Source organism: Geodermatophilus normandii (assembly GCF_003182485.1).
GTDB lineage: Bacteria > Actinomycetota > Actinomycetes > Mycobacteriales > Geodermatophilaceae > Geodermatophilus > Geodermatophilus normandii.
In genome coordinates this window covers 981376-1002962 of the sequence record NZ_QGTX01000001.1, presented here as the reverse complement: position 1 = coordinate 1002962, position 21587 = coordinate 981376, and the positions used below count along the sequence as shown (strand labels likewise).

Annotated in this window: 25 protein-coding genes and 1 tRNA gene; 19 read left to right on the top strand and 7 right to left on the bottom strand. The window is 75.2% G+C overall.

Annotated elements, in window-relative coordinates; genetic code table 11:
- Window positions 1–20 precede the first annotated feature (20 nt).
- Genes JD79_RS05040 through JD79_RS05020 form a run of 5 tightly spaced genes read left to right on the top strand, consistent with a single transcriptional unit; the run spans window position 21 to window position 5551 of the window.
- A complete protein-coding gene (locus JD79_RS05040; RefSeq protein ID WP_110004631.1) occupies window positions 21–1547 on the top strand; it encodes an ABC transporter substrate-binding protein in 1527 nt (508 codons plus the stop codon).
- Window positions 1544–2488 (top strand): ABC transporter permease, encoded by a 945-nt coding sequence (locus JD79_RS05035; RefSeq protein ID WP_110007446.1) that lies wholly within the window; start codon window positions 1544–1546, stop codon window positions 2486–2488. The genes JD79_RS05040 and JD79_RS05035 overlap by 4 nt, the downstream gene beginning before the upstream one ends.
- Window positions 2485–3423 carry an ABC transporter permease gene (locus JD79_RS05030; RefSeq protein WP_110004630.1) on the top strand — a complete coding sequence of 313 codons (939 nt, stop codon included), beginning with the start codon at window positions 2485–2487 and terminating at the stop codon, window positions 3421–3423. The genes JD79_RS05035 and JD79_RS05030 overlap by 4 nt, the downstream gene beginning before the upstream one ends.
- A complete protein-coding gene (locus JD79_RS05025) occupies window positions 3420–4466 on the top strand; it encodes an ABC transporter ATP-binding protein (RefSeq protein ID WP_211307873.1) in 1047 nt (348 codons plus the stop codon). The genes JD79_RS05030 and JD79_RS05025 overlap by 4 nt, the downstream gene beginning before the upstream one ends.
- On the top strand, window positions 4463–5551 hold the full coding sequence (locus JD79_RS05020) for an ABC transporter ATP-binding protein (RefSeq protein ID WP_245899722.1): 1089 nt from the start codon (window positions 4463–4465) through the stop codon (window positions 5549–5551). The genes JD79_RS05025 and JD79_RS05020 overlap by 4 nt, the downstream gene beginning before the upstream one ends.
- A 104-nt stretch (window positions 5552–5655) precedes the next feature.
- Here JD79_RS05020 and JD79_RS05015 read toward each other — a convergent pair whose 3' ends face one another.
- Entirely contained in the window at window positions 5656–7422 is a 1767-nt protein-coding gene (locus tag JD79_RS05015; protein WP_245899720.1) for a helicase-related protein, read from the bottom strand.
- A gap of 212 nt (window positions 7423–7634) precedes the next feature.
- Here JD79_RS05015 and JD79_RS05010 point away from each other — a divergent pair.
- The 6 genes from JD79_RS05010 to JD79_RS04985 all read left to right on the top strand — a co-directional run bounded on the left by JD79_RS05010 (window position 7635) and on the right by JD79_RS04985 (window position 11669).
- Window positions 7635–7721: transfer RNA gene (locus tag JD79_RS05010), tRNA-Ser, on the top strand.
- A 164-nt stretch (window positions 7722–7885) separates the two neighbouring features.
- Complete coding sequence (locus JD79_RS05005; protein WP_110004628.1) at window positions 7886–8746, top strand: class II fructose-bisphosphate aldolase; 861 nt, start codon at window positions 7886–7888, stop codon at window positions 8744–8746.
- The gene (locus JD79_RS05000) at window positions 8743–9603 is read left to right on the top strand and encodes an HAD-IA family hydrolase (RefSeq protein WP_110004627.1); all 861 of its coding nucleotides are present in this window, start codon (window positions 8743–8745) and stop codon (window positions 9601–9603) included. Before JD79_RS05005 ends, JD79_RS05000 begins: the two co-directional genes overlap by 4 nt.
- A 3-nt stretch (window positions 9604–9606) precedes the next feature.
- Window positions 9607–10254 (top strand): dihydroxyacetone kinase subunit DhaL, encoded by a 648-nt coding sequence (gene dhaL, locus JD79_RS04995; RefSeq protein WP_110004626.1) that lies wholly within the window; start codon window positions 9607–9609, stop codon window positions 10252–10254.
- The gene (gene dhaK, locus JD79_RS04990; RefSeq protein ID WP_110004625.1) at window positions 10251–11246 is read left to right on the top strand and encodes a dihydroxyacetone kinase subunit DhaK; all 996 of its coding nucleotides are present in this window, start codon (window positions 10251–10253) and stop codon (window positions 11244–11246) included. The genes dhaL and dhaK overlap by 4 nt, the downstream gene beginning before the upstream one ends.
- Window positions 11247–11255: 9 nt before the next feature.
- Window positions 11256–11669: a GlcG/HbpS family heme-binding protein gene (locus JD79_RS04985; RefSeq protein ID WP_110004624.1), complete on the top strand. Its 414-nt coding sequence runs from the start codon at window positions 11256–11258 to the stop codon at window positions 11667–11669.
- Window positions 11670–11728: 59 nt separating this feature from the next.
- Here the strand turns inward: JD79_RS04985 and JD79_RS04980 are convergent, their stop codons facing one another.
- Window positions 11729–12130 (bottom strand): ArsI/CadI family heavy metal resistance metalloenzyme, encoded by a 402-nt coding sequence (locus JD79_RS04980; protein ID WP_110004623.1) that lies wholly within the window; start codon window positions 12128–12130, stop codon window positions 11729–11731.
- A gap of 115 nt (window positions 12131–12245) precedes the next feature.
- Between JD79_RS04980 and JD79_RS04975 the strand changes: the two genes are divergently transcribed.
- The 3 genes from JD79_RS04975 (at window position 12246) to JD79_RS04965 (ending at window position 14128) form a co-directional block, all read left to right on the top strand.
- On the top strand, window positions 12246–12587 hold the full coding sequence (locus tag JD79_RS04975; protein ID WP_245899718.1) for an ArsR/SmtB family transcription factor: 342 nt from the start codon (window positions 12246–12248) through the stop codon (window positions 12585–12587).
- Window positions 12584–13084: an arsenate reductase ArsC gene (locus JD79_RS04970; RefSeq protein WP_110004621.1), complete on the top strand. Its 501-nt coding sequence runs from the start codon at window positions 12584–12586 to the stop codon at window positions 13082–13084. Before JD79_RS04975 ends, JD79_RS04970 begins: the two co-directional genes overlap by 4 nt.
- 66 nt (window positions 13085–13150) lie before the next feature.
- A complete protein-coding gene (locus tag JD79_RS04965; RefSeq protein WP_110007443.1) occupies window positions 13151–14128 on the top strand; it encodes a GGDEF domain-containing protein in 978 nt (325 codons plus the stop codon).
- A 22-nt stretch (window positions 14129–14150) separates the two neighbouring features.
- Here the strand turns inward: JD79_RS04965 and JD79_RS04960 are convergent, their stop codons facing one another.
- The 3 genes from JD79_RS04960 to JD79_RS04950 form a co-directional block, all read right to left on the bottom strand.
- Window positions 14151–15368 (bottom strand): NAD(P)/FAD-dependent oxidoreductase, encoded by a 1218-nt coding sequence (locus JD79_RS04960; protein WP_342767649.1) that lies wholly within the window; start codon window positions 15366–15368, stop codon window positions 14151–14153.
- 141 nt (window positions 15369–15509) lie between these two features.
- Window positions 15510–16079, bottom strand: coding sequence for an LOG family protein (locus JD79_RS04955; RefSeq protein WP_110004619.1), 570 nt, complete (start codon window positions 16077–16079; stop codon window positions 15510–15512).
- Window positions 16080–16108: 29 nt separating this feature from the next.
- Window positions 16109–16567 carry a MaoC family dehydratase gene (locus JD79_RS04950; protein ID WP_110004618.1) on the bottom strand — a complete coding sequence of 153 codons (459 nt, stop codon included), beginning with the start codon at window positions 16565–16567 and terminating at the stop codon, window positions 16109–16111.
- A 78-nt stretch (window positions 16568–16645) separates the two neighbouring features.
- Between JD79_RS04950 and JD79_RS04945 the strand changes: the two genes are divergently transcribed.
- A complete protein-coding gene (locus tag JD79_RS04945) occupies window positions 16646–17134 on the top strand; it encodes an NUDIX domain-containing protein (RefSeq protein WP_245899716.1) in 489 nt (162 codons plus the stop codon).
- On the opposite strand, the gene JD79_RS04940 is transcribed toward JD79_RS04945, so the two are convergent.
- On the bottom strand, window positions 17131–17937 hold the full coding sequence (locus tag JD79_RS04940; RefSeq protein ID WP_245899714.1) for an endonuclease/exonuclease/phosphatase family protein: 807 nt from the start codon (window positions 17935–17937) through the stop codon (window positions 17131–17133). The genes JD79_RS04945 and JD79_RS04940 overlap by 4 nt on opposite strands.
- A 173-nt stretch (window positions 17938–18110) precedes the next feature.
- On the opposite strand from JD79_RS04940, the gene JD79_RS04935 reads away from it, so the two are divergent.
- From JD79_RS04935 to JD79_RS04920, 4 genes are all read left to right on the top strand, one after another.
- On the top strand, window positions 18111–18872 hold the full coding sequence (locus JD79_RS04935; RefSeq protein ID WP_146220394.1) for a hypothetical protein: 762 nt from the start codon (window positions 18111–18113) through the stop codon (window positions 18870–18872).
- Window positions 18873–18906: 34 nt separating this feature from the next.
- Window positions 18907–19794 (top strand): 1,4-dihydroxy-2-naphthoyl-CoA synthase, encoded by an 888-nt coding sequence (locus tag JD79_RS04930; protein ID WP_110004616.1) that lies wholly within the window; start codon window positions 18907–18909, stop codon window positions 19792–19794.
- Between the two features lie 13 nt (window positions 19795–19807).
- A complete protein-coding gene (locus JD79_RS04925) occupies window positions 19808–20140 on the top strand; it encodes a hypothetical protein (RefSeq protein ID WP_110004615.1) in 333 nt (110 codons plus the stop codon).
- A 115-nt stretch (window positions 20141–20255) separates the two neighbouring features.
- Complete coding sequence (locus JD79_RS04920; RefSeq protein ID WP_110004614.1) at window positions 20256–20852, top strand: TetR-like C-terminal domain-containing protein; 597 nt, start codon at window positions 20256–20258, stop codon at window positions 20850–20852.
- Between the two features lie 13 nt (window positions 20853–20865).
- Here the strand turns inward: JD79_RS04920 and JD79_RS23460 are convergent, their stop codons facing one another.
- Window positions 20866–21552, bottom strand: coding sequence for a TetR/AcrR family transcriptional regulator (locus JD79_RS23460; protein ID WP_170149121.1), 687 nt, complete (start codon window positions 21550–21552; stop codon window positions 20866–20868).
- Window positions 21553–21587 lie beyond the last annotated feature (35 nt).

The window sequence follows — 21587 nt, the reverse complement described above, 5'->3', positions numbered from 1 at the left end:
GTCGAGCTCCGGAGGTCCCCGTGCGCACCAACCGGCTCCTGCCCCTCGCCGCGGCCACGGCCCTGCTCCTCACCGCCTGCGGTGGCGGCGGGGAGAGCGTCGACACCGGGGGAGGGGGCGGCGGCGGAGACAACGTGCTCATCGCGGCGGTCAGCGCCGAGCCCGACCAGTTCGACCCGCACGTCACCAACGCCTACGCGAGCTTCCAGGTGCTGGAGAACGTCTACGACACCCTGGTCGTCCCCAGCGCCGAGGACCTCACGATGCAGCCGAGCCTGGCCGAGTCGTGGACGACCAGCCCCGACGGCCTGAGCTGGACGTTCACGCTGCGCGACGGCGTCACCTTCCACGACGGCAGCGAGTTCGACTCCGCCGACGTCGTCTACAGCTACAAGCGGATCATCGACGAGGAGCTGTCGAACGCCTACCGGTTCGCCACCGTCTCCGACGTCACCGCCCCCGACCCGCGGACCGTCGTCGTCACGCTGACCCGGCCCACGCCGAACCTGCTCGAGCTGATCGGCTCGTTCAAGGGCATGGCGATCGTGTCGGAGAACGCCGCCGAGGAGTTCGACCTGCAGAGCGAGGCCAACGGCACCGGCCCGTTCACCCTGGAGAGCTCCGACGCCAACGCCACCGTGCTCACCACGTTCGGCGACTACTGGGGCGGGGCGCCGAGCATCGACGGCGTCGAGTTCCGCTACATCACCGAGCCGACGGCGGCGCTGACGGCGCTGCGCAACGGCGAGATCCAGTGGACCGACAACGTCCCGCCGCAGAACGTCGCCGACCTCGAGGGCGACGAGGAGGTGGAGCTCGGCTCGGTCACCAGCGTCGAGTACTTCTACATGTCCATGAACTACGCGGTCCCGCCGTTCGACAACCGCGACGTGCGCCGCGCCATCGCCACCGCCGTCGACCGCGAGGAGGTCACCCAGGCCGCCCGGTTCGGCGCCGCGCAGCCCAACGAGACGGCGATCCCCGAGGGCAGCCCCTGGTACCTGGAGTACGCGCCGTTCACCCCCGACCAGGACGCCGCCCGCCGGCTGCTCGAGCAGGCCGGGGTGCAGACGCCGATCACGATGGGCCTGATGGTCACCGACGAGTACCCGGAGACGGTGGCCGCCGCCCAGGTGATCGCCAGCCAGCTCGAGCCGATCGGGATCGACGTGGAGATCCAGGAGGAGGACTTCGCCACCTGGCTCGACCGGCAGTCCGAGGGCGACTTCGACGCCTTCATGCTCAGCTGGATCGGCAACATCGACCCGGCGGACTTCTACGAGAACCAGCACCTGTCCACCGGCGGCAGCAACTACCAGGGCTACAGCAACCCGCAGGTCGACGACCTGCTCACCCGCGCCGCCACCGAGCCCGACCAGGCCGCCCGCAAGGCCCTCTACGACCAGGCCGCGCAGGTCATCGTCGACGACGTCAGCTACCTGTACCTCTACAACCCCGACGAGGTGCAGGCCTGGGCGCCGGGGCTCACCGGCTACCAGGTGCGGGCGGACTCGGCGATCGACTTCGAGAACGTGGAGCTGCCCTGACCGGGTACCTGCTCCGGCGGGCCGGCCAGGCCGTCGTCGTCCTGGCCGGTGTGAGCGTCCTGGTCTTCAGCCTGATCCACCTCGTGCGGGGCGACCCGATCCGGCTGGCCCTCGGCACGCGGTTCTCCCAGGAGACCTACGACGCCCTGCGGGAGCGCAGCGGGCTGGACCTGCCGCTGGTCCAGCAGTACTTCACGTGGGCCGGGCGGGCGGTCACCGGCGACCTGGGGGTCAGCTTCCGCAGCGGGGACACCGTCACCTCGCTCATCGGCGAGCGGCTGCCGGCCACCCTGACCCTCGCGGTGGCCGCGCTGGTGGTCGCGCTGGTCATCGCGCTGCCCCTGGGGATGCTCTCGGCGCTGCACCCGCGGTCGCTGGTCGACCGGGTGGCCACCGTGGTCAGCCAGTTCGGCATCTCGGTGCCGGACTTCTGGCTGTCGATCATGCTGATCCTGCTGTTCGCCGGGGTCCTCGGCTGGCTGCCCTCGGGCGGCTACGTCCCGATCGGTGAGGACCCGCTGGGCTGGCTGGAGCGGCTGGTGCTGCCCGCGGTGGCCACCGGCGTCGTCTCCGGCTCGGTGATCACCCGCTTCGTCCGGTCGAGCATGCTCGAGGCGCTGGGCTCCGACCACGTGCGCACGGCGCAGGCCAAGGGCGTCCCGACCCGGCAGGTGCTCACCTGGCACGTGCTGCGCAACGCGCTGCTGCCGCTGGTCACCGTCACCGGCGTGCAGCTGGCCTACCTGCTCTCCGGCGTCGTGGTCGTGGAGATCGTCTTCTCCTGGCCGGGGCTCGGGCAGCTGGCCTACCAGGCCGTGCGCGACCGCGACTTCCCGGTGCTGCAGGGCGCCGTCCTGCTCTTCGCCCTGGTCTTCCTCGTGATCAACCTGCTGGTGGACCTGCTCTACGGCCGCATCGACCCGAGGATCGCCCGCCGATGACGCAGCTGCCGACGCCGGGGGCCACCCCGGCCGCACCCCCGCCCGCGGAGCCCCTGCCGACGGCGGCGCCGGCCCGCCCGCGGTGGCGGGAGACGCTCGGGCTGCTCGCCCGCAACCCCACGGCCGCCGTCTCCGCCGCCGTGCTGGTCCTGATCGTGCTGGTCGCGGTGTTCGACGAGACGCTCGCACCCGACGGCCCCAACGAGCAGGACCCCTCGCTGCAGCTGCAGCCGCCGAGCTGGGACCACCCGTTCGGCACCGACGAGTTCGGCCGCGACATCCTCAGCCGGGTGGTCCTGGGCGCGGCGACGTCGCTGCGGGTCGGCTTCCTGTCCGTCGCGTTCGCGCTGGTGGTGGGGACGCTCATCGGCCTGCTCGCCGGCTTCTACGGCAGGTGGGTCGACGACGTCCTCATGCGGCTGATGGACGTGCTCTTCGCCTTCCCCGCAGTGCTGCTGGCCATCGCCATCGTGGCCATCCGCGGCGCCGGCCCGGCCAACGCGATCCTCGCGATCGGCATCGTCTACGTGCCGATCTTCGCCCGGGTCACCCGCGCCAGCGTGCTCGGCGTGCGCGAGGAGGTGTACGTGCGGGCCTCGCGGTCGGTCGGCGCCTCGGACTGGCGGCTGATCACCCGGCACGTGCTGCCCAACGCCGCGCCGCCGATCATCGTCCAGACCTCGGTCAGCCTGGCGTTCGCGGTGCTCGCCGAGGCGGCGCTGTCCTTCCTCGGCCTGGGCCCGCGCCGGCCCAACCCGTCGTGGGGGCTGATGCTGGCCGACGGCCGCGGGTTCATCGAGCAGGCCTGGTGGTACGCGGTCTTCCCCGGCCTGGCGATCGTCGTCACGGTGCTGTGCTTCAACCTGCTCGGCGACGGGCTGCGCGACGTCCTCGACCCGCGCCAGCGCACCCTCATGGCCGGGGGTGGGCGGTGAGCGCCCCGTCGTTCGAGAAGCCGGCGAGGGCGACCGCGCCGGTGCTCGAGGTCGAGGACCTGCGGGTGGACCTGCGCACCCCGCGCGGGACGGCCCACGTGGTCAACGGGCTCAGCTACACCGTGGGCCCGGGGGAGACCGTCGCCGTCGTCGGGGAGTCCGGCAGCGGCAAGAGCGTCTCCGTGCTCGCCCTGCTCGGCCTGCTCCCGGCGCGCACGGCGACGGTGACCGGCCGCGCGCTGCTGCAGGGCGAGGACCTGCTGACCATGGCGCCCGAGCGGCTGCGGCAGGTCCGCGGCCCCGGCGCCGGCATGGTGTTCCAGGACCCGATGACCTCGCTCAACCCGGTGCTGACCGTGGGCCGGCAGCTCACCGAGGGCCTGCGCGCGCACGGGTCGGTGTCCAAGGCAGCGGCCCGCGCGCGGGCGGTCGAGCTGCTCGGCGAGGTGGGCCTGCCCGACCCCGGGCGCGCGATCGGCCGCTATCCGCACGAGCTCTCCGGCGGGATGCGCCAGCGGGTGGTCATCGCGATGGCGCTGGCCAACTCCCCGGCGCTGCTCATCGCCGACGAGGCGACGACGGCCCTGGACGTGACGGTGCAGGCGCAGATCCTCGACCTGGTCGAGCGGTTGCAGACCGAGCACGGCACCGGCGTCATCTGGATCACCCACGACCTCGGCGTCGTCGCCGGCATCGCCGACCGGGTGCTGGTCATGTACGGCGGGCGCTGCGTGGAGGACGGCACGGTCGACGACGTCCTCGAGCGGCCGGCGCACCCCTACACGCGCGGCCTGCTCGGCGCGCTCCCCGACCTGGCCGCGGCCGACGACGCCGACCTGGCCACCATCGCCGGCACCCCGCCGCCGCCCACGGACCTGCCCGCCGGCTGCGTCTTCTGGCCGCGCTGCCCGGTGCGCGGGGACGCCCGCTGCGAGACCGAGCAGCCACCCCTGGCCGTGGTGGGGAGCCCTCGTCGCGCCATCGGCTCCTCCGGGCTGCCGCACCGGGCGGCGACCTGGTGCGCGGAGGGGGAGGCGTCGTGACGTCGCTGACGAAGGGGACGCCGGGGGTCCCGGCCCAGGAGGTGCTCGTCTCCGCCCGCGGCCTGGAGGTGCACTTCCCGATCCGCTCCGGCGGGCTGCTGCGCCGCACGACCGGTGCGCTGCGCGCCGTCGACGGCGTGGACCTCGACGTGTACCGCGGCGAGACGCTCGGCCTGGTGGGCGAGTCCGGCTGCGGCAAGTCCACGCTCGGCAACGCGCTGCTGCGGCTGGTCCCGCCGACCGGGGGGACGGTGACCTTCGACGGCCTCGACGTCACCGGCATGGGACGCACGCAGCTGCGCGAGCTGCGCCGGCGGGCCGGGATGGTGTTCCAGGACCCGTTCGCCTCGCTCGACCCGCGGCGCACCGTCGCGCAGACGGTGTCCGAGCCGCTGGAGGTGCACGGGCTGCACCCCGGCCGGCAGGCCCGAGCGGCCCGCGTGCGGGAGCTGCTGGAGCTGGTGGGTCTCGACCCGGCCGTCGCCGCCCGCTACCCGCACGAGTTCTCCGGCGGTCAGCGGCAGCGGGTGGGCATCGCCCGCGCGCTCGCCGGCGAGCCGGACTTCCTGGTCTGCGACGAGGCGATCGCCTCCCTCGACGTCAGCGTGCAGGCCCAGGTGCTCAACCTGCTGCGCCGGCTGCAGCGGCAGCTCGGGCTCACGCTGCTGTTCATCTCCCACGACCTGTCCGCGGTGCGGCACGTCTCCGACCGGATCGCGGTCATGTACCTGGGCCGGGTGGTCGAGGTCGGACCCGCGGCCGCCGTCGCCGCCGAGCCGCAGATGCCCTACACGCGGGCGCTGCTGTCGGCGGTGCCCCTGCCGCACCCGGAGCTCGAGCGGTCCCGGCAGCGGATCGTGCTGCGCGGCGACGTCCCCTCACCGGCGCGCGTCCCGAGCGGCTGCCGGTTCCGCACCCGCTGCCCCGACGTCTTCGAGCCCTGTCCCGACGTCGACCCGGCGCTGCAGCCGGTCGGGTCGGCACCCGGGCACGTCGCCGCCTGCCACCTGCACGGCGTCGTCGGGACGCCGGTGCAGCGGGAGCAGCCCGGCGCACCGGTGAGCGCGGGCGACCCCGCCGCCTGACCGGGGAACGCGCGCCGGCCCGCGACTGCGGGGGAGGCGCTGTCCTCGGCGGCGCCCAGGCGACGACTTCCCCGCACTCGTCCCCTGCGCGCCGCCCGGAGGGCTCAGCCCCGGCCGCTGCGGGACGGGCGCCGGCCCTGCCGTGCTCCGGAGCGCGAGCCCCGCCGCCCGCCGTCCCGCTGTCCCCCGCCCCGCCCGGGACCGCGCCCGCGGGGCGCGCTGCACGGGCGGCAGGTGCTGACCCAGGGCGCGATCGACGTGCCGCACGAGGAGCACGTGCCCGACCCGCTGAGCGCGATGGCGTGGGGGAGCAGCTCGCTGATGGCCTCGGCGCACTCCTCCTCGACCCAGGCCGCGTCGTCGCCGTCGAGGTCGGCGACGCCGGGGAACTGCCGCAGCAGCGCCTGGGCGTCGCGCGCGGCCGCGGCGGCCTGCTCGAAGTCCTCGACGCCGCCGTCGACCGGGACGTCGGGCAGCACGAGCTCCGGCCGCACCGGCAGGCCGGCGGCGTGCCGCAGCGCCGCACGGGCCAGCACCAGCCAGCGGGTGCGCCGCGGCGGGTCGTAGTCGATGGGCAGGCTGACCAGCCGCCAGACGGTCTGCAGGTCGCCGACCGCACCCAGCGGGCCTCGCAGCAGCGGCAGCAGCGCCTCGACCCGCAGCACCAGCTCGCTCACGTCGTCGGGGGTCACCGACTGGCCGCGGGTGGCCGCGCGGGCCCACGCCTGCCAGCGGACCAGCGCCTCGGGCAGCTCGGCCGCCTCGACGGCGCCGAGGTCCTCGAGCTCCGGGCGCAGCCGCGGCAGGCGGTCGGGCAGGTCGCTGGGCCGGTCGCCGCGGGCCACCTCGGCACCGGCGGACACCAGCGCGAGCGACGGCGACAGGCCCGCGACACCGGCGAGGACGCCGGCCGTGCCGTGCCCGGTCAGGCCGTAGCGGCCGGCCCGCCCGGCGATCTGGGCGGCCTCCCAGCTGCGCAGCGGCCGCATCCGGGTGCCGTCGTACTTCATCGTCTCGGCGAAGAGCACGGTCGTGGCCGGGACGTTGATGCCGTGGCCGATGACGTCGGTGGTGACCAGGACGTCGAGCTCGCCGGTGGAGAAGCGGTCGATGACCTCGCGCCGGGTGGCCGGGGGCAGCGCGCCGTAGAGGACGCCGACCCTCCCGGGCCGGTGCCGGTCGAGCTCGGCGGCGACGGCGTAGACGGCCTTGCGGGAGAACGCGACCACCAGCGTCTGCGGGCGGACGCTCCGGGCGCGGACCGGCGCGTGCAGGACGTCGAGCCGGGACAGCCGCCGGTGGTGGACGACGTCGACCTGCCCGGCGTCGGCCACCAGGGGGGCGAGGGTGGGGTGCGCCTCGGCGGCGGAGATGACGTGCATCTCGCGGTACTCGCCGGTGAGCAGCAGCCGCGCCCAGTGGTGGCCGCGGTCGGGGTCGGCGACCCAGTGCGACTCGTCGAGGACGAGCAGCTCGCCGCGCATCGGGGCCTTCTCCACCGTGCAGCAGACGATCGGCGCGAAGGGGTCGACCTCCTCCTCGCCGGTGGACAGGCCGACGGCGCCGGGCGGCAGCTGCGCGGCCAGCTTGAGGTAGGCCTCCTGCGCGAGCTGGCGCAGCGGCGCGGCGTAGACGCCCGAGCCGGTCGCAGCCAGCGCCTGCAGCGACTCGTACGTCTTGCCGGAGTTGGTGGGGCCGAGGTGGAAGACGACGGACCGCGGCGGCGTCTCGCGGACGGGCAGCTCCGGCGCGGCGTCCTCGACCCAGGCCTGCTGGGCGCGGCGCTCCTCGCGGGCGGCCAGACGGGCGGCCTCGCGGGCCTCGTCACGGGCGGTGTCGCGGGGGTCGGTGCGGTCGGCCGTCGTCCGCACGGGTGCGCGCTGCCCGGCGGGTGGGCGCACGCGGCGGCGGGAGACGGAGGGCTGGGGAGCGGTCTCGGGCAGGAGGGGTCCTCGGATCGGCGTACGGGAGTCGGCGCGGGGCGCGGCCTGACCCCGGAGCAACACCGGGGACGCCAGGATCATGCCCGCCGGGCCGGTCGAGGGGTGGACCCCGCGCGGCCGGGGTTAGCCTCGACCGGCCAGGAGGGCTCGCCTAGTGGCCGATGGCGGCGGTCTTGAAAACCGCTATGGGGTCAAACCCATCGTGGGTTCGAATCCCACGCCCTCCGCTCCCCCGGACGTCGTCGTGCGACGTCCCGCCCGCGGGACCCGGGCCGTCTGCAGGTGCACGAGTGTGATCTGTGTCATACGGTGCCTGCCTGCACCGTTCATCACGGCCGAGACGAGGCCGGGTCGCGTGCGCCCGACCTCCTGAGCGAACCTGGAGACGCGGGTGCCCGTCGTCCCGATGAAGGAGATGCTGCAGCGCGCCCTGGCCGACCGGTACGGGGTGGCGGCGTTCAACGTCCTGAACGACCTGAGCACCGAGGCCGTGCTGGCCGCCGCGACCGAGGAGAACGCCCCGGTCATCCTGCAGACCTCGGTGAAGACCGTCCGGCAGTACGGCCGCGACCAGCTCTTCGGCATCTTCTCCGCGCTGGTGCGCGACGTCCCGGTCCCGGTCACCCTCCACCTGGACCACTGCCCCGACCGCGCGGTCATCAGCGACTGCCTGGCCGGCGGGTGGAACTCGGTGCTCTTCGACGCCCACGAGCTCGACGTCGCGGAGAACCTGCGCCAGACGCAGGAGGTGGTCGCCGAGGCGCGCCGGGTGGGCGCGCACGTCGAGGGCGAGATCGAGGGGATCCAGGGCGTCGAGGACGACGTCGGCTCCGACGAGGCCTCGGTGCTGCAGAGCCTCGAGGTGGCCGTCGACTTCATCGAGCGCACCGAGGTGGACTGCTTCGCGCCGGCCATCGGCAACGCGCACGGCCAGTACAAGGGCACCCCGACGCTGGACCACCAGCGGGTCAGCGACCTCGTGGAGGCCACCGGCGTGCCGATGGCGCTGCACGGTGGCACCGGGCTGTCCGACGAGCAGTTCACCGACCTCATCGCCCGCGGCTGCGCCAAGGTCAACATCTCCACGGCGCTCAAGGAGGCGTTCATGAGGTCCGGCCTCGAGCACCTCGAGGAGGCCCGGGCCAGGGACAAGTGGGACCCGCCCACCCTCTTCCGCCACCAGCGGGCCGCGGTCGTGGACATGGCCCGCCGCCACATCCGGCTGTTCGGGAGCTCGGGGCGGGCCTGGTGACCGCGCTCGTCTTCGACTGCGACGGCGTCCTGGCCGACACCGAGCGCCACGGCCACCTCCCGGCGTTCAACGCCACGTTCGAGCAGTTCGGCCTGCCGGTCCGCTGGAGCGAGGAGGACTACGCCGAGAAGCTGCGCATCGGCGGCGGCAAGGAGCGGATGGCCAGCCTCTTCCGCGACCCGGGGTTCGTCCGGGCCGCCGGCATCCCCGACGACGAGGGACAGCGCGCGGACCTGCTGGCCCGCTGGCACAGGACGAAGACGGCGCGGTTCAAGCAGCTCGTCGCCGAGGGGGCCCTGCCCCCGCGGCCGGGCATCACCCGGGTGGTCCGGGGAGCGCTGGACGCCGGCTGGACGGTCGCGGTCGCCTCCACCTCGGCCGAGGAGTCGGTGCGGGCGGTGCTGGCCAACGCCGTCGGGGAGGAGACGGCCGCGCGCATCCCCGTGTTCGCCGGCGACGTCGTCCCGGCCAAGAAGCCCGACCCGGCCATCTACCTGCTCGCCGTCGACCGGCTCTCCCTCGACCCGGCCGACACCCTCGTCGTCGAGGACTCCCGCAACGGCCTGCTGGCCGCCACCGGCGCCGGCCTGCGCTGCCTGGTCACGGTCAACGGCTACACCCGCGACGAGGACTTCTCCGAGGCCGTGCTCGTGGTCTCGGAACTCGGCGACCCCGGCCGGCCGCCGATCGAGGTGCTGCTCAACCGGTCGGCCGGCCGGCCGGGGCCCATGGTCACGCTCGACGACGTGCGGGCCTGCCTGGCCGCCGGGCCGGCGGGCCGGGACCACGGGGCGCCCCCCGGAGAGGTGCAGGACCCGGTCGAGGGTCCGGCGGACACACCCGACACATCGAGGTGACGCGTGAGCACAGCGCAGCAACGGGTCGAACTGGTCGTCCGGACGATCGCCGAGACCGCGATCGAGAACGAGAGGTACTTCGGGGACCTCGACGCCGTCGTCGGCGACGGTGACTTCGGCTACTCCCTGGCCCGCGGCTTCGAGAAGCTGCTCGAGGGCTGGGACGACGTCGACCGCAGCGACCCCGGGACCTTCCTCAAGAAGGCCGGGATGGTCGTCACCTCCCGCATCGGCGGCACCTCCGGGCCGATCTGGGGAACCGGGTTCATGCGTGCCGGGATGGCCGCCGGGAACGCGCAGGAGCTCTCCGGGGAGCAGGCCGTCGCCATGCTGCGGGCGGCGATCGAGGGCATCAAGGCCCGCGGCCAGTCCGACGTCGGGGACAAGACGCTGCTCGACGCCCTCGTCCCCCTCACCGACCGGCTCGAGCAGGAGGTGCGCGACGGGTCGGACGGCGCCGCCGCACTGGCCGGGGCCGCCGAGGCCGCCCGCGAGGCCGCCGAGGCCACGAAGGACATGGTCGCCAAGCGAGGGCGCGCGTCGTACACCGGCGAGCGCAGCAGGGGATCGGTCGACGCCGGGGCGATGGCGGTGGCCGTGATCACCGACCGGGTCAGCAGGGCCTGGCAGACAGGAGGAGCGTCGTCATGAAGAAGTTCGTCAACGACCCCAAGAACTTCGTCCCCGAGATGCTCGAGGGCATCGCCCGGGCCAACCCCGACACGCTCAGGTACGTCCCCGAGTACAACCTGATCATGCGGGCCGACGCCCCGCGCGAGGACAAGGTCTCGATCGTCCAGGGCTCGGGCTCCGGACACGAGCCGGCACACGTCATGGTGGTCGGGCGCGGCATGCTCGACGGAGCGTGCCCGGGCGACGTCTTCGCCGCCCCGCCGATGGACTACGTCTACGAGACCACCAAGCTGCTGGCCTCCCCCAAGGGTGTCCTGCTGCTGGTCAACAACTACACCGGCGACCGGATGGCCTGCGACATGGGCCGGGAGATGGCCGAGTCCGAGGGCGTCAAGGTGCAGGTGCTCACCATCGACGACGACGTCGCGGTCAAGGACTCCCTCTACACCGTGGGCCGGCGCGGGGTGGCCGGGAACTTCTTCGTCATGAAGGCGGTCGGCGCCGCCTCGGAGGAGGGCGCCGACCTCGACGAGCTGGTGCGGATCGGGCAGAAGGTCAACTCGGTCACCCGCACCATGGGCGTCGCGCTCACCGCTTGCACCCCGCCGGCGAAGGGCTCGCCGCTGTTCGAGCTCGGCCCCGACGAGATCGAGTTCGGCGTCGGCATCCACGGCGAGCCCGGGCGCGAACGGCGCAAGCTCGACAGCGCCGACAACATCGTCGACGAGATGCTGGACGCCGTGGCCTCGGACCTGCCGTACGACTCGGGCGACCGGGTCGCGCTCATGGTCAACGGGCTGGGCGGCACGCCGATCAGCGAGCTGTACATCCTCTTCCGGCGCGCCCACCAGCGGCTGGAGGAGCGCGGCATCAGCGTGGGGCGCAGCTACGTCAACGAGTACTGCACCTCGCTGGACATGGCCGGCGCCTCGCTGACCCTCGTCCGGCTGGACGACGAGATCGAGCGGCTGCTCGCTGCGCCGGCCGAGGCCGCCGTCCGGGTCTTCTGAGGGGGCGTCGTGGCACGCAACGTCACGCTGGCCCAGGCCGAGGCGGTCATCGAGGCGTGCAAGGCGGAGGCGGCCTCGATCGGACAGCCGATGAACATCGCGGTGGTCGACGACGGCGGGAACCTCGTCGCCTTCGCCGCCATGGACGACACCAAGCTGATCGGGGAGAGCATCTCGCAGCGCAAGGCGCTCACCGCGGTCCTGTTCCAGATGGACACCCGCGACCTCGTGCCGCTGGTGCAACCCGGCGCGCCGCTGTACGGCATCGAGTCCACGAGCGAGGGCAGGCTCGTCGTCTTCGGCGGTGGGGTGCTCCTGCGCACGCCGGACGGGCAGGTGGCCGGCGGCGTGGGCGTCAGCGCCGGCAGCGTGGAGGAGGACCACCAGGTCGCCGAGGCAGGTCGCAAGGCCTTCGCCGGCTGACCGGCAGCCCCGCGGTCGCGCTCCGGCCACCGACCGGTGGCCGGCGCGCGACCGCGCCGTCAGCAGCACACCGTCGCGCCCTCGAGGTCGGGGCGGGCGTCGGCGGTGACGGTGTAGACCTCCCACGGCTCTCCGCCCGGCGCGGTCACCCACACCTTGTCCTGCACCGCGTAGCAGCACGTCGTCTGCTCCTCGGTGCGGGTGGCCAGGCCCGCGTCGGCGAGCCGGCCGGTGGCTGCGGTGACCTCCGCGGTCGAGCCGACCTCGACGCCGAGGTGGTCCAGGCGCGTCGCCTCCCCCTCCTCGCCCTCGAGCAGCACGAGCTTGAGCGGCGGCTCGGCGACGGCGAAGTTGGCGTAACCCGGCCGCCGCTTGGCCGGAGCGGTGGCGAGCAGGCGGCTGTAGAAGTCGACAGCGGCGTCGAGGTCGGCGACGCGGAGGGCGAGCTGGATGCGGGACACGGGGCCTCCTGGGGCAAAGACATCGACGTCCGTCGATGTCCTCCTCACCGTGCGCCCTTGACATAGACGGATGTCAATACGACGCTCGTCGAAGGAACCGAGCGACGGAGGACCCGTGAGCGACCCCGGCACCGCCTGCTGCGCACCGCTGACCGGCACGGCGCTGTCCCCTGAGCGGGCGGAGGAGGCGGCCGCGCTGCTCAGGGCGCTCGCCGACCCGGTCCGGCTGCGGCTGGTCAGTCTCATCGCCGCCAGCGAGGCGGGGGAGGCCTGCGTCTGCGACCTCAACGCCGCCTTCGACCTGACCCAGGCCACCATCAGCCACCACCTCAAGGTGCTGCACTCGGCGGGCCTGCTCGACCGCGAGAAGCGCGGTGTCTGGGTCTGGTACGCCGTCCGGCGGGAGGCGCTCGCCGCGGTCGCGGGCCTGTTCGAGCCCGCGGCGGTGCCGGCGTGAGCGACGCGGCGGTGCCCGCGGTCCTCTTCGTCTGCGTGCACAACGCCGGCCGCTCGCAGATGGCTGCCGGCTGGCTGCGCGCGCTCGCGGGGGACGCCGTCGAGGTCCGCTCCGCCGGCTCCCTCCCCGCCGACCGCGTCAACCCGGCCGCCGTCGAGGCGATGGCCGAGGTGGGCATCGACATCGCCGGGCACCGGCCGCGGCTGCTCGACCCGGACGCCGTCGCGTCCTCCGACGTCGTCGTCACCATGGGGTGCGGCGACGCCTGCCCGGTGTTCTCCGGCACCCGCTACCTCGACTGGGCCCTCGAGGACCCCGCCGGCAAGGGGCTGGCGGAGGTCCGGCCCGTCCGGGACGAGATCGAGCGCCACGTGCGCGCGCTGCTGTCCGATCTCGGCGTCCCCGCGCGTCCCCGCGCGTCCCCGCTGACACGCGGGACCGCGCTCACCCCGTCGGGTGGGTCGGCTCATCCGGGAGCGCCCGACCGCCGAAGATGAGGCGTGGCCATCCCCCGGGGACTGAGAGCCCGGCAGCCGTCTGCCGCGGCGCGGTCCCTCGTGGCGATGACGGGCGTCTCCGCCGTCGTCCTGGCCGGGGTCAGCTTCTTCGGCGCCAACGCCGCGAGCACGGTCACCGTGGTGTCGACCTGGGTCGTCGTCGGGTTCCTCGTCGTCCTGGCGCTGGCCATCCGGTTCGCCGACCCCGAGCGGCTCGACCGCGCCGGGGTCCATGTCGCGGTGGGGGTGCTGGGGGCACTGCTGGCGTGCGGGCTCAACCTGGTCACCGAGGACTCCTCGGCCGGGGCGCAGGCGTTCCTCGCCTTCCCGGTGCTGTGGGCGGCCTCGCACCTGCGCCGCACCGCGGTCGTCGTCGTCACCGCTGCGGCGGTCGTCGCCAACGCGGTCGTCGTGCCGGTGCTGGTCCCGCTCGACGTCGCGATCAGCGACGTCCTCCTGACCGGGGTCGTGCTCACCGTCGTGGCCGCGATGCTCGAGCGCGCCATGAGCGTGCAGGAGCGGCTGGTCGAGGCGCTCGAGCAGCAGGCCACCGTCGACACCCTCACCGGGCTGGTCAACCGCCGGGTCTTCGACGACGCCCTCGCCGTCGCCCTCACCGGCCCCGTCCCCGACGACGGCACCGCCCTGCTGCTGCTCGACGTCGACTCCTTCAAGCAGATCAACGACCAGCACGGCCACCCGGTCGGCGACGACGCCCTGGTCCACCTCGCCGGCATCATCCGGCGGCAGATCCGCGCCGGCGACGCCGTCCTGTCGCGCCTCGGCGGCGACGAGCTGGCCGTGCTGCTCCCCGGCTGCACCGCCGACGTCGCCGTCGCCCGCGCCGAGTCGGTGCTCGAGACGGTGCTCTCGACGCCGCTCTCACTCCCCGACGGCAGCCTGCTGGCGATGTCGGTCAGCGTCGGCGTGGCCCACCGCACCGCCGGCGCGCTGGGGATGCGCGAGTTCTACGCCGCCGCCGACCGCGCCCTCTACCGCGCCAAGCGCGCCGGCCGCGGCCGCGTCGAGGTCGCCCCCGCGTGAGCCGGCAGCGCTGCACGGGCCCTCAGCGGAGGTGGCGGGCCGCCGCCGAGAGGGTGCGCGCGGTGAGCCGGCCGTCGGCCAGGCCGAGCGCCACGACGTCGTCGAACACCCGCTGGTCGGCCGCCGCCGCGCGGAAGGCCGCGTCCATGACCACCGGCCAGCGGCTGATCCACGACGCCGCCGACGCCGACCGGTGGTGCAGGCCCAGCCGCCGCCGCAGCGCCCGGCGGTGCACCGCGCCCGCGCCCGCCCCGGCCGCCGCCGCGGATCCGGCCAGCGCCCCGGACAGCACCGCGTAGAAGATCCCCTCGCCGGTCATCGGGTTGACCAACGACGCCGCGTCGCCGGCGAGCAGCACCCGGCCGTCGGGCTGGCGCGGCCGACCGGTCGACAGCGGCAGCCGGTGTGCCCTCAGCCCCTCCGGCTCGACGCCGGGCAGCAGGCGGTGCAGCCCCTCGACCAGCGCCGCCCGGGTGGCGCCCCCGCTCACCAGCTCGCCGTAGCCCACGTTGGCCCGCCCGTCGCCGAGCGGGAAGGACCACGCGTAGGCCGGCCAGCGTTGCTCGGTGGTCACGAGCACCTGGGTGCCGGCCTGCCCGGGCGGCTCGGGGGCGTAGCCGCGCAGCGCCACCGCCATCCGGTCGTCGGGGTTGCGCGCCAGGCCCAGCGCACGCCGGACCACCGACTCCGCGCCGTCGGCGCCGACGAGCACCCCGGCGGTCAGCACCCCGTCGACGACGACGCCGTCCGGCCCCGGCGTCACCGTCCGGACGGCGTGCCGGCGGAACTCCGCCCCGGCGTCGCGCGCCGCGGCCAGCAGGCGGGCGTCGAAGACCTCCCGCGGCACCACCGACGACGGCCGGTGCGTGACCCGCTCCACCGCGGCGCCGCCGGGCGAGCGCAGCGACAGCCGCGGGGCGGGCGCGTAGCCGGCGGTCAGCGCGCCGGCGTCGACGCCGAGCCCGGCCAGGACGTCGAGCGCCTCGGGGGCGATGCCGTCGCCGCAGACCTTGTCCCGCGGGAAGTCCGCCCGGTCGAGCACGAGCACCGAGGCGCCGGTGCGCCGCGCGGCCAGCGCCGCCGCCGCGCCCGCCGGGCCGCCCCCGACCACGACGACGTCCCGGCGCTCCACGGCAGCGACGCTAGGCAGCGCCGCGGCCGGCGGCCAGCCGGGCCGGACGCCGGTGCCGCCCTGTACCGCCCTCGTCCTCCCGGCGCAGGACGGCTCCCGGGTCCGCACCCGACGAGCTCGGGCTGCTGCACCGGGTCGAGGAGCAGGCGGCACGCCGACGTAGTCCGCGAGTCCGTCGACGGCGGAGGCGCCCGGCAGCTGGAGGCCGGGGCGCAGGGCACCGCCGCCCCGAGCCCGCGCCGGGCGTGGTCAGCGGCCGGACGCCGCCCACTTGCGCGGCGGGTGCTCGTAGCCCTCGACGAAGGCGAGCAACCCGGCCGCGTCGGGGACCACGCCCAGCGCGTCGAGCCGGCGCTGCTCCAGGTAGCCGTCGTCGGCCATGCGCTGCAGCTGGGCCAGCAGCGGCTCCCAGAACCCGTCGACGTCGAGCAGCACCACCGGCTTGGCGTGCAGGCCGAGCATCCCCCAGGTCCAGGCCTCGAAGAGCTCCTCGAGGGTGCCGGCGGCGCCGGGCAGCGCGACGAAGGCGTCGGCCAGCTCGGCCATCCGCGCCTTGCGCTCGTGCATCGAGCCCACGACGTCGAGCCGCGGCAGCCCCGGGTGGGCCAGCTCGTCGTCGACCAGGTGCTGCGGGATCACCCCGACCACCTCGCCGCCGGCGGCCAGGGCGGCGTCGGCGACGACGCCCATCAGCCCGACGTGCCCGCCGCCGTAGACGACCCCGACGCCGGCCTCCGCCAGCCCGGTGGCCAGGTCCGCCGCCGCCCGGCGGTGCGACTCCGGCCCGGGCCGGCTGCCGGTGAAGACGGCGATCCGCACGGTGGGGCGCCCTTCGTCCGGGTCCTCGCTCAGGAGCCGTAGTAGCGGTACACCGGCTCGGCGATGCACGCCGGCTTCTCGCTGCCCTCGCGCTCGACGACGACGGCGAGGGTCAGCTGCAGCCCGCCGGTGACCTGCTCGGCGTCCTTGAGCGTGGCGGTCAGCCGCACCCGCGAGCCGACCGGCACCGGCGAGGGGAAGCGCACCTTGTTGAGGCCGTAGTTGACGCCCATCGCGGTGTCGGTGACCACGAACACCTGCGCGATCAGCGGCACCAGCAGCGAGAGCGTGAGGTAGCCGTGGGCGATCGGGCCGCCGAAGGGGCTCTCGGCCTCCGCGCGCTCGACGTCGACGTGGATCCACTGGTGGTCGCCGGTGGCGTCGGCGAAGGTGTCCACCCGGTCCTGGGTCACCTCGAACCAGTCGCTGGTGCCGAGCTCCTGGCCCACCAGGCCGGAGACCTCGGCCATCGTCGTCGTGGTCGTCATGGGGCGCTCCCGCCGTCGTCGCTGCCGTCGTCGTGCTCTCGTCGTTGCCGGATCCTGCCAGTGCGGTTCACTGGACCCGTGGGGACCATCCGGCTGACCGTCACCGACGGCTGGACCACCTGCTCGCTCGGCCACCGGCACTGGGGCCGGGCCGGCGCCGCCGGCCTGCTGGTCCACCGCGACGGCGACGACGGACCGGAGCTGCTGCTGCAGCACCGCGCCCTGTGGTCGCACCACGGCGGCACGTGGGGGACGCCCGGCGGCGCGCTGCACGTGGACGAGACGCCGGAGCAGGGCGCGCTGCGCGAGGTGGAGGAGGAGTTCGGGCTGCCGGCCCGCGACCTGGTGCTCGGCGCCCGCTCGGTCGACGACCACGGCGGCTGGGCCTACACGACCGTCCTGGCCCGCCCGGTCGGCGACCTCGACCCGGCCCGGCTGCGGCTCGACGGCGAGAGCACCGGCGTGGCCTGGGTGCCGCTGGCCGGGCTGCACCAGGTGGTGCTGCACCCCGGGCTGGCCGGCTCGATGGACCGGCTGCGCCCGCTGCTGGAGTCCGCCGCGGCCTAGGCCGGCGTGACCGTCACCGTCAGCGCCCGGTGGTCGCCGACCGGCAGCGCCCCCGCGGTCCCGTCGCGGGCCGCCACCGCACCCAGCGCCAGCAGGTGGTCGAGCTGCAGGCGCGGCTCCGACGCCGGGAAGCTCGCCGCCCGCACCAGCGGGGTCGCGCCCAGCAGCCGCGCCGGGACGCCCCCGGGCAGGTTGAGGTCGCCGGCGACCACCACCGGGCCGGCCAGCGACGCCGCCCACCGGCGCAGCCGCCGCAGCTGGCGCACCGCCGTGGGCGGCGAGAACGACAGGTGGGTGGCCACCACGGTCAGCCCGTCGAGGCAGGCGGCGACGGCGACGCGCGGCTCGTCGGGCACCCACCACAGTCGCGGCCGGCCGGTGGCGGGGTCCGGCGCCCGCACCGGCAGCCGGGCGCGGCCCGAGCCCAGCCCGAGCACCGACCACGCGCGCACGGGACGCCGGGACAGCAGCGCGACGCCGTAGGAGGGACCGGCCGCCGCACCGTCCGGTCCGCGCAGGGCCGGCTCGGCGGCGCGCCAGGTGCCGCGGAACGGGCTCGGCGTGCCGTCGAGCGTGGCCGCGTGCCGCCAGTCGACGGCGCCCAGCGCGCCTGCCAGCACCGCCGTCTGGTCGGTACCGCCGGAGCGGCCCTGGCCGGCGTCCACCTCCTGGACGGCGAGCACGTCGACGTCGAACCCGGCCACCGCGGCCGCCAGTGCGGGCGCCGCGAGGACCCGGCCGTCGGGGCCGCGACCGGAGGCCAGGTTCAGGGTGCCCACGCGCAGGGCGGCGCCGTCGGGCACCCGGCCGACGCTAGCCGCGCGGCGGGGTCGCCGCCTGTCGCCCGTTCGCGCTGGTCACGGGCGCAACTGTTGCGTCGGTACGTCGTTGTACCGAGGGTGTGAGGGCAGTCTCACCGATGAGACGGGGAAGAGGTCGACCCATGGGCGCGCGGCACCGCGCAACGCACGACGTCGTGGCAGCCGAGCCAGCGGCGGACGCACTCCCCGCCGAGGAGAGCGCCGGGCAGCGCCTGTGCTGGCGCGTGCTGATGTCCTTCGCCGTCACCGGCCTGGTCGTCGCACCGCTCATGGCCACGGCCGGGACGGACACGCCCGACGCCGCGGCCGCCGGGACCGGCACGGGCGTCTACTCCGACGACTCCGCGACCGCGCAGCCCTCGACCTACGCCCGGCTGACGCCGTCCTTCGGCGTCCCCGGCACGCCGGACGGCGTCCTCTTCCCCGGCTTCGGGACGCCCGCGTCCTCGGTGCAGCGCGCCGGCGGGTCCGCGTCCCCGACCGGCCTGACCGGCCTGGCCGGCGCGGTCGCGGCAGCCTCGACCGGCGCGGCCGCCCCCGTCTCCGCCGCCCCGCCCGCCGCTCCGGCGGCGCCCGCGCCCGCCGCTCCGGCACCGGCCGCCGGTGCGGGGAGCAGCGCCCCGGCCGGTTCCGCGTCCCCCGGCGGCCCCGGCTCGACCGGGCCCGGCGCGCCCGCGGCCCCGGCGGGACCCGCCCCGGCACCCGTCACCCCCACGCCGACGCCCGCGGCCCCGGCCCCGGTGCCGTCCCTGCCCGAGCCGCTGGGCGGCGTCGCGGGCGGTGCCACCGACGCGGTGGGTGGCGTGGTCGGCGGTGCCACCGACGCGGTGGGTGGCGTGGTCGGCGGTACGACCGACGCGGCGGGCGGTGTGGTCGGCGGCGTCACCGGCGGGCTCGGCGGCCTGCTCGGCGGGTGAGGCAGGGGTGCGGTCGCCCGGATAGGTTCGGGGCATGAGCGCCCGCGACGACGTCTCGGAGATCTTCGACAGCGCGGCGTGGCAGCCCGTCGACGGGTTCGACTTCGGGGACGTCACCTACCACCGCGCGGTCGACGCCGGCGTCGTGCGGATCGCCTTCGACCGGCCGGAGGTGCGCAACGCCTTCCGGCCGCAGACCGTCGACGAGCTCATCACCGCGCTCGAGCACGCCCGGCTGTCCACCGACGTCGGCTGCGTGCTCCTCACCGGCAACGGCCCCAGCCCGAAGGACGGCGGCTGGGCGTTCTGCTCCGGCGGCGACCAGCGCGTGCGCGGGCGCCACGGCTACCAGCACTCCGAGACCAGCAGCGGCCGGCTGCACGTGCTCGAGGCGCAGCGGCTGATCCGGTTCATGCCGAAGGTCGTCGTCTGCGTCGTCCCCGGGTGGGCGGCCGGCGGCGGGCACAGCCTGCACGTGGTCTCCGACCTGACCCTGGCCAGCGCCGAGCACGCGCGCTTCAAGCAGACCGATGCCGACGTCGGCAGCTTCGACGGCGGCTTCGGCTCGGCCTACCTCGCCCGCCAGGTGGGGCAGAAGTTCGCCCGCGAGGTCTTCTTCCTCGGCGAGGAGTACTCCGCCGAGGACGCCCACCACATGGGCATGGTGAACCGGGTCGTCCCGCACGCCGAGCTCGAGCGCACCGCGCTGGACTGGGGCCGGCGGATCGTGGCCAAGAGCCCCACCGCCCAGCGGATGCTCAAGTACTCGTTCAACCTGATCGACGACGGTCTCGTCGGACAGCAGCTCTTCGCCGGGGAGACGACCCGGCTGGCCTATGCGGCCGAGGAGGCCGTGGAGGGCCGCGACGCCTTCCTGGAGAAGCGGGACCCCGACTTCTCCCGCTTCCCCTGGCACGTGTGACCGAGGAGGACCAGTGATCGTCGAGGTGGTGACGGGCGCCGAGGAGCGTCCCCAGGTCCGGGTCGTCGACACCGACGACCTCTCGCGGCTGCACCTGGCCCTGGGTCAGGTGACCGACGAGGAGGCCGACGAGGCGCTGCGCGAGGCCGGTCTGGGGCAGCTCCAGGACGACGGCACCGGCCTCCTCGACGCCGCCGCGCTGCGGGCCGCCGCCGAGCCGGACGCCGACGTCGCCGACTGGGCCGAGCGTTGGGACCGGATGGTGGAGTCCGCCCGCAGCGGCGGCTGGACCAGCGACGACGGCGCTACTCTCCGCGTGCACATCGAGTCCGCGGCGAGCGGCTGACACGGAGGGACAGGGTCCGGTCGAGTGACGGTACGGATCCGGTCGTTGTGGTCACTCCATTGATGGGCCAAGATGGGGCTGTGTGCAACCTGATGCCGTACGAACGAGTGCGCTCGTGAGTGGCACCCCGGGCCGGCCGCTGAGCGCGGAGCTGTCCGAGCAGCTGGTAGCCGTCGCGGTCGACATCCTCGCCGAGGAGGGCTGGGGGCGGCTCAACAGCGACCGCGTCGCCGCGCGGGCCCGGGCGGGCAAGGCCGGCATCTACCGGCGCTGGCCCTCCATGGCCGCGCTGGCGCGCTCGGCGGTCAGCCGCTTCGTCCTCGTGCACCCGCCCGAGGACGAGGGTTCGGTCCGTGCCGACCTCGTCGCGCTGGTGGGCTCGTGGCGCCGCCCGCTGTCGCGCGAGGAGCGCGCGGTGGCCAGCCTCGTCGGCGCCGCCCGCCACGACGAGGACCTGCGCGCCGGGCTCGACGCCGCGCTGGTGCACCCGCTGACCGAGAGCGTCGAGCAGCTGGGACGGCGCTGGGCCGACCGGGGCGACGACGTGCCGACCGAGCGGCTCGCGCTGCTGCGCTCGGTGCTCGAGGCGTTCTGGTGGCAGCGACTCACCGCGGCCGGCGACGGCGGCATGGTCGCCGAGCACGTCGAGCGGGTGGTCGACGACGTGCTGCTGCCGATCGTGGCCGTGGCCGCGGAGCCCGCCCGGCGCTGAGCCGCGCGAGCGGTCAGACCGCGCGCAGCACCCGGACGGTGCCGTCGGCCAGGGCGGACGTCCTGAGCTCGGTCTCGAAGTGCCCGAGCAGCCGCTCGGCCAGGGTGCGCGTCGCCGCGGCGATGCCGGCCGCCTCCTCGGGCGCCGGCAGCGGGCAGCGGGGCTGTGTCACCAGGGAACGGGTGACCGCCAGCCAGGTGGCGGCGACGATCCCCGCCGCGGTCCGCGGGTCGGCCGGCACCCATCCGACGGCGTCGGGGCCGGTCCAGGCCTCGACCAGCGCGTCACGCAGCCGGGCCTCGGCCGTGTGGTGGAGTTCGCGCTCGGCGGCCTGCAGCGCCGGGGAACGCTCGAGGTCGGCGATGGTGCAGCGGCCGGTCGGGTCGGCCAGCCGCAGCACGAAGCGCTCCACGGACGCGACGAGGTGCTCGCGCAGGGCGGTCAGCGCCGGCACGCCGGCGGGACGCTCCCGCACCGCGGCCGCCGGGCCGTCCACCCACGGCGTCCGGTCGGCCCAGTAGAGCTCCTCCTTGGTGGCGAAGTGGTTGAACACCGTCTGCACCGCGACACCGGCGGCCGCCGCGACGTCGGCGATGGGGACGGCGTCGAAGCCGCGCTCGGAGAACAGCCGCTGCGCCGTGTCCCGCACGTGCGCGCGGGTCTGGGCCTTCTTCACGGCCCGGCGGGACTGATCACTCACGGTGGGAACTCTAGCAACGCTGCGTTGCCGGAGTC

What these genes read in the sequence shown, in the direction of transcription:
- JD79_RS04965 (WP_110007443.1), top strand. Translation starts at nt 13,151, where the DNA reads ATGACGGGCGTCTCCGCCGTCGTCCTGGCCGGGGTCAGCTTCTTCGGC.
- dhaK (WP_110004625.1), top strand. Translation starts at nt 10,251, where the DNA reads ATGAAGAAGTTCGTCAACGACCCCAAGAACTTCGTCCCCGAGATGCTC.
- JD79_RS05030 (WP_110004630.1), top strand. Translation starts at nt 2,485, where the DNA reads ATGACGCAGCTGCCGACGCCGGGGGCCACCCCGGCCGCACCCCCGCCC.
- JD79_RS04930 (WP_110004616.1), top strand. Translation starts at nt 18,907, where the DNA reads ATGAGCGCCCGCGACGACGTCTCGGAGATCTTCGACAGCGCGGCGTGG.
- JD79_RS04950 (WP_110004618.1), bottom strand. Translation starts at nt 16,567, where the DNA reads ATGACGACCACGACGACGATGGCCGAGGTCTCCGGCCTGGTGGGCCAG.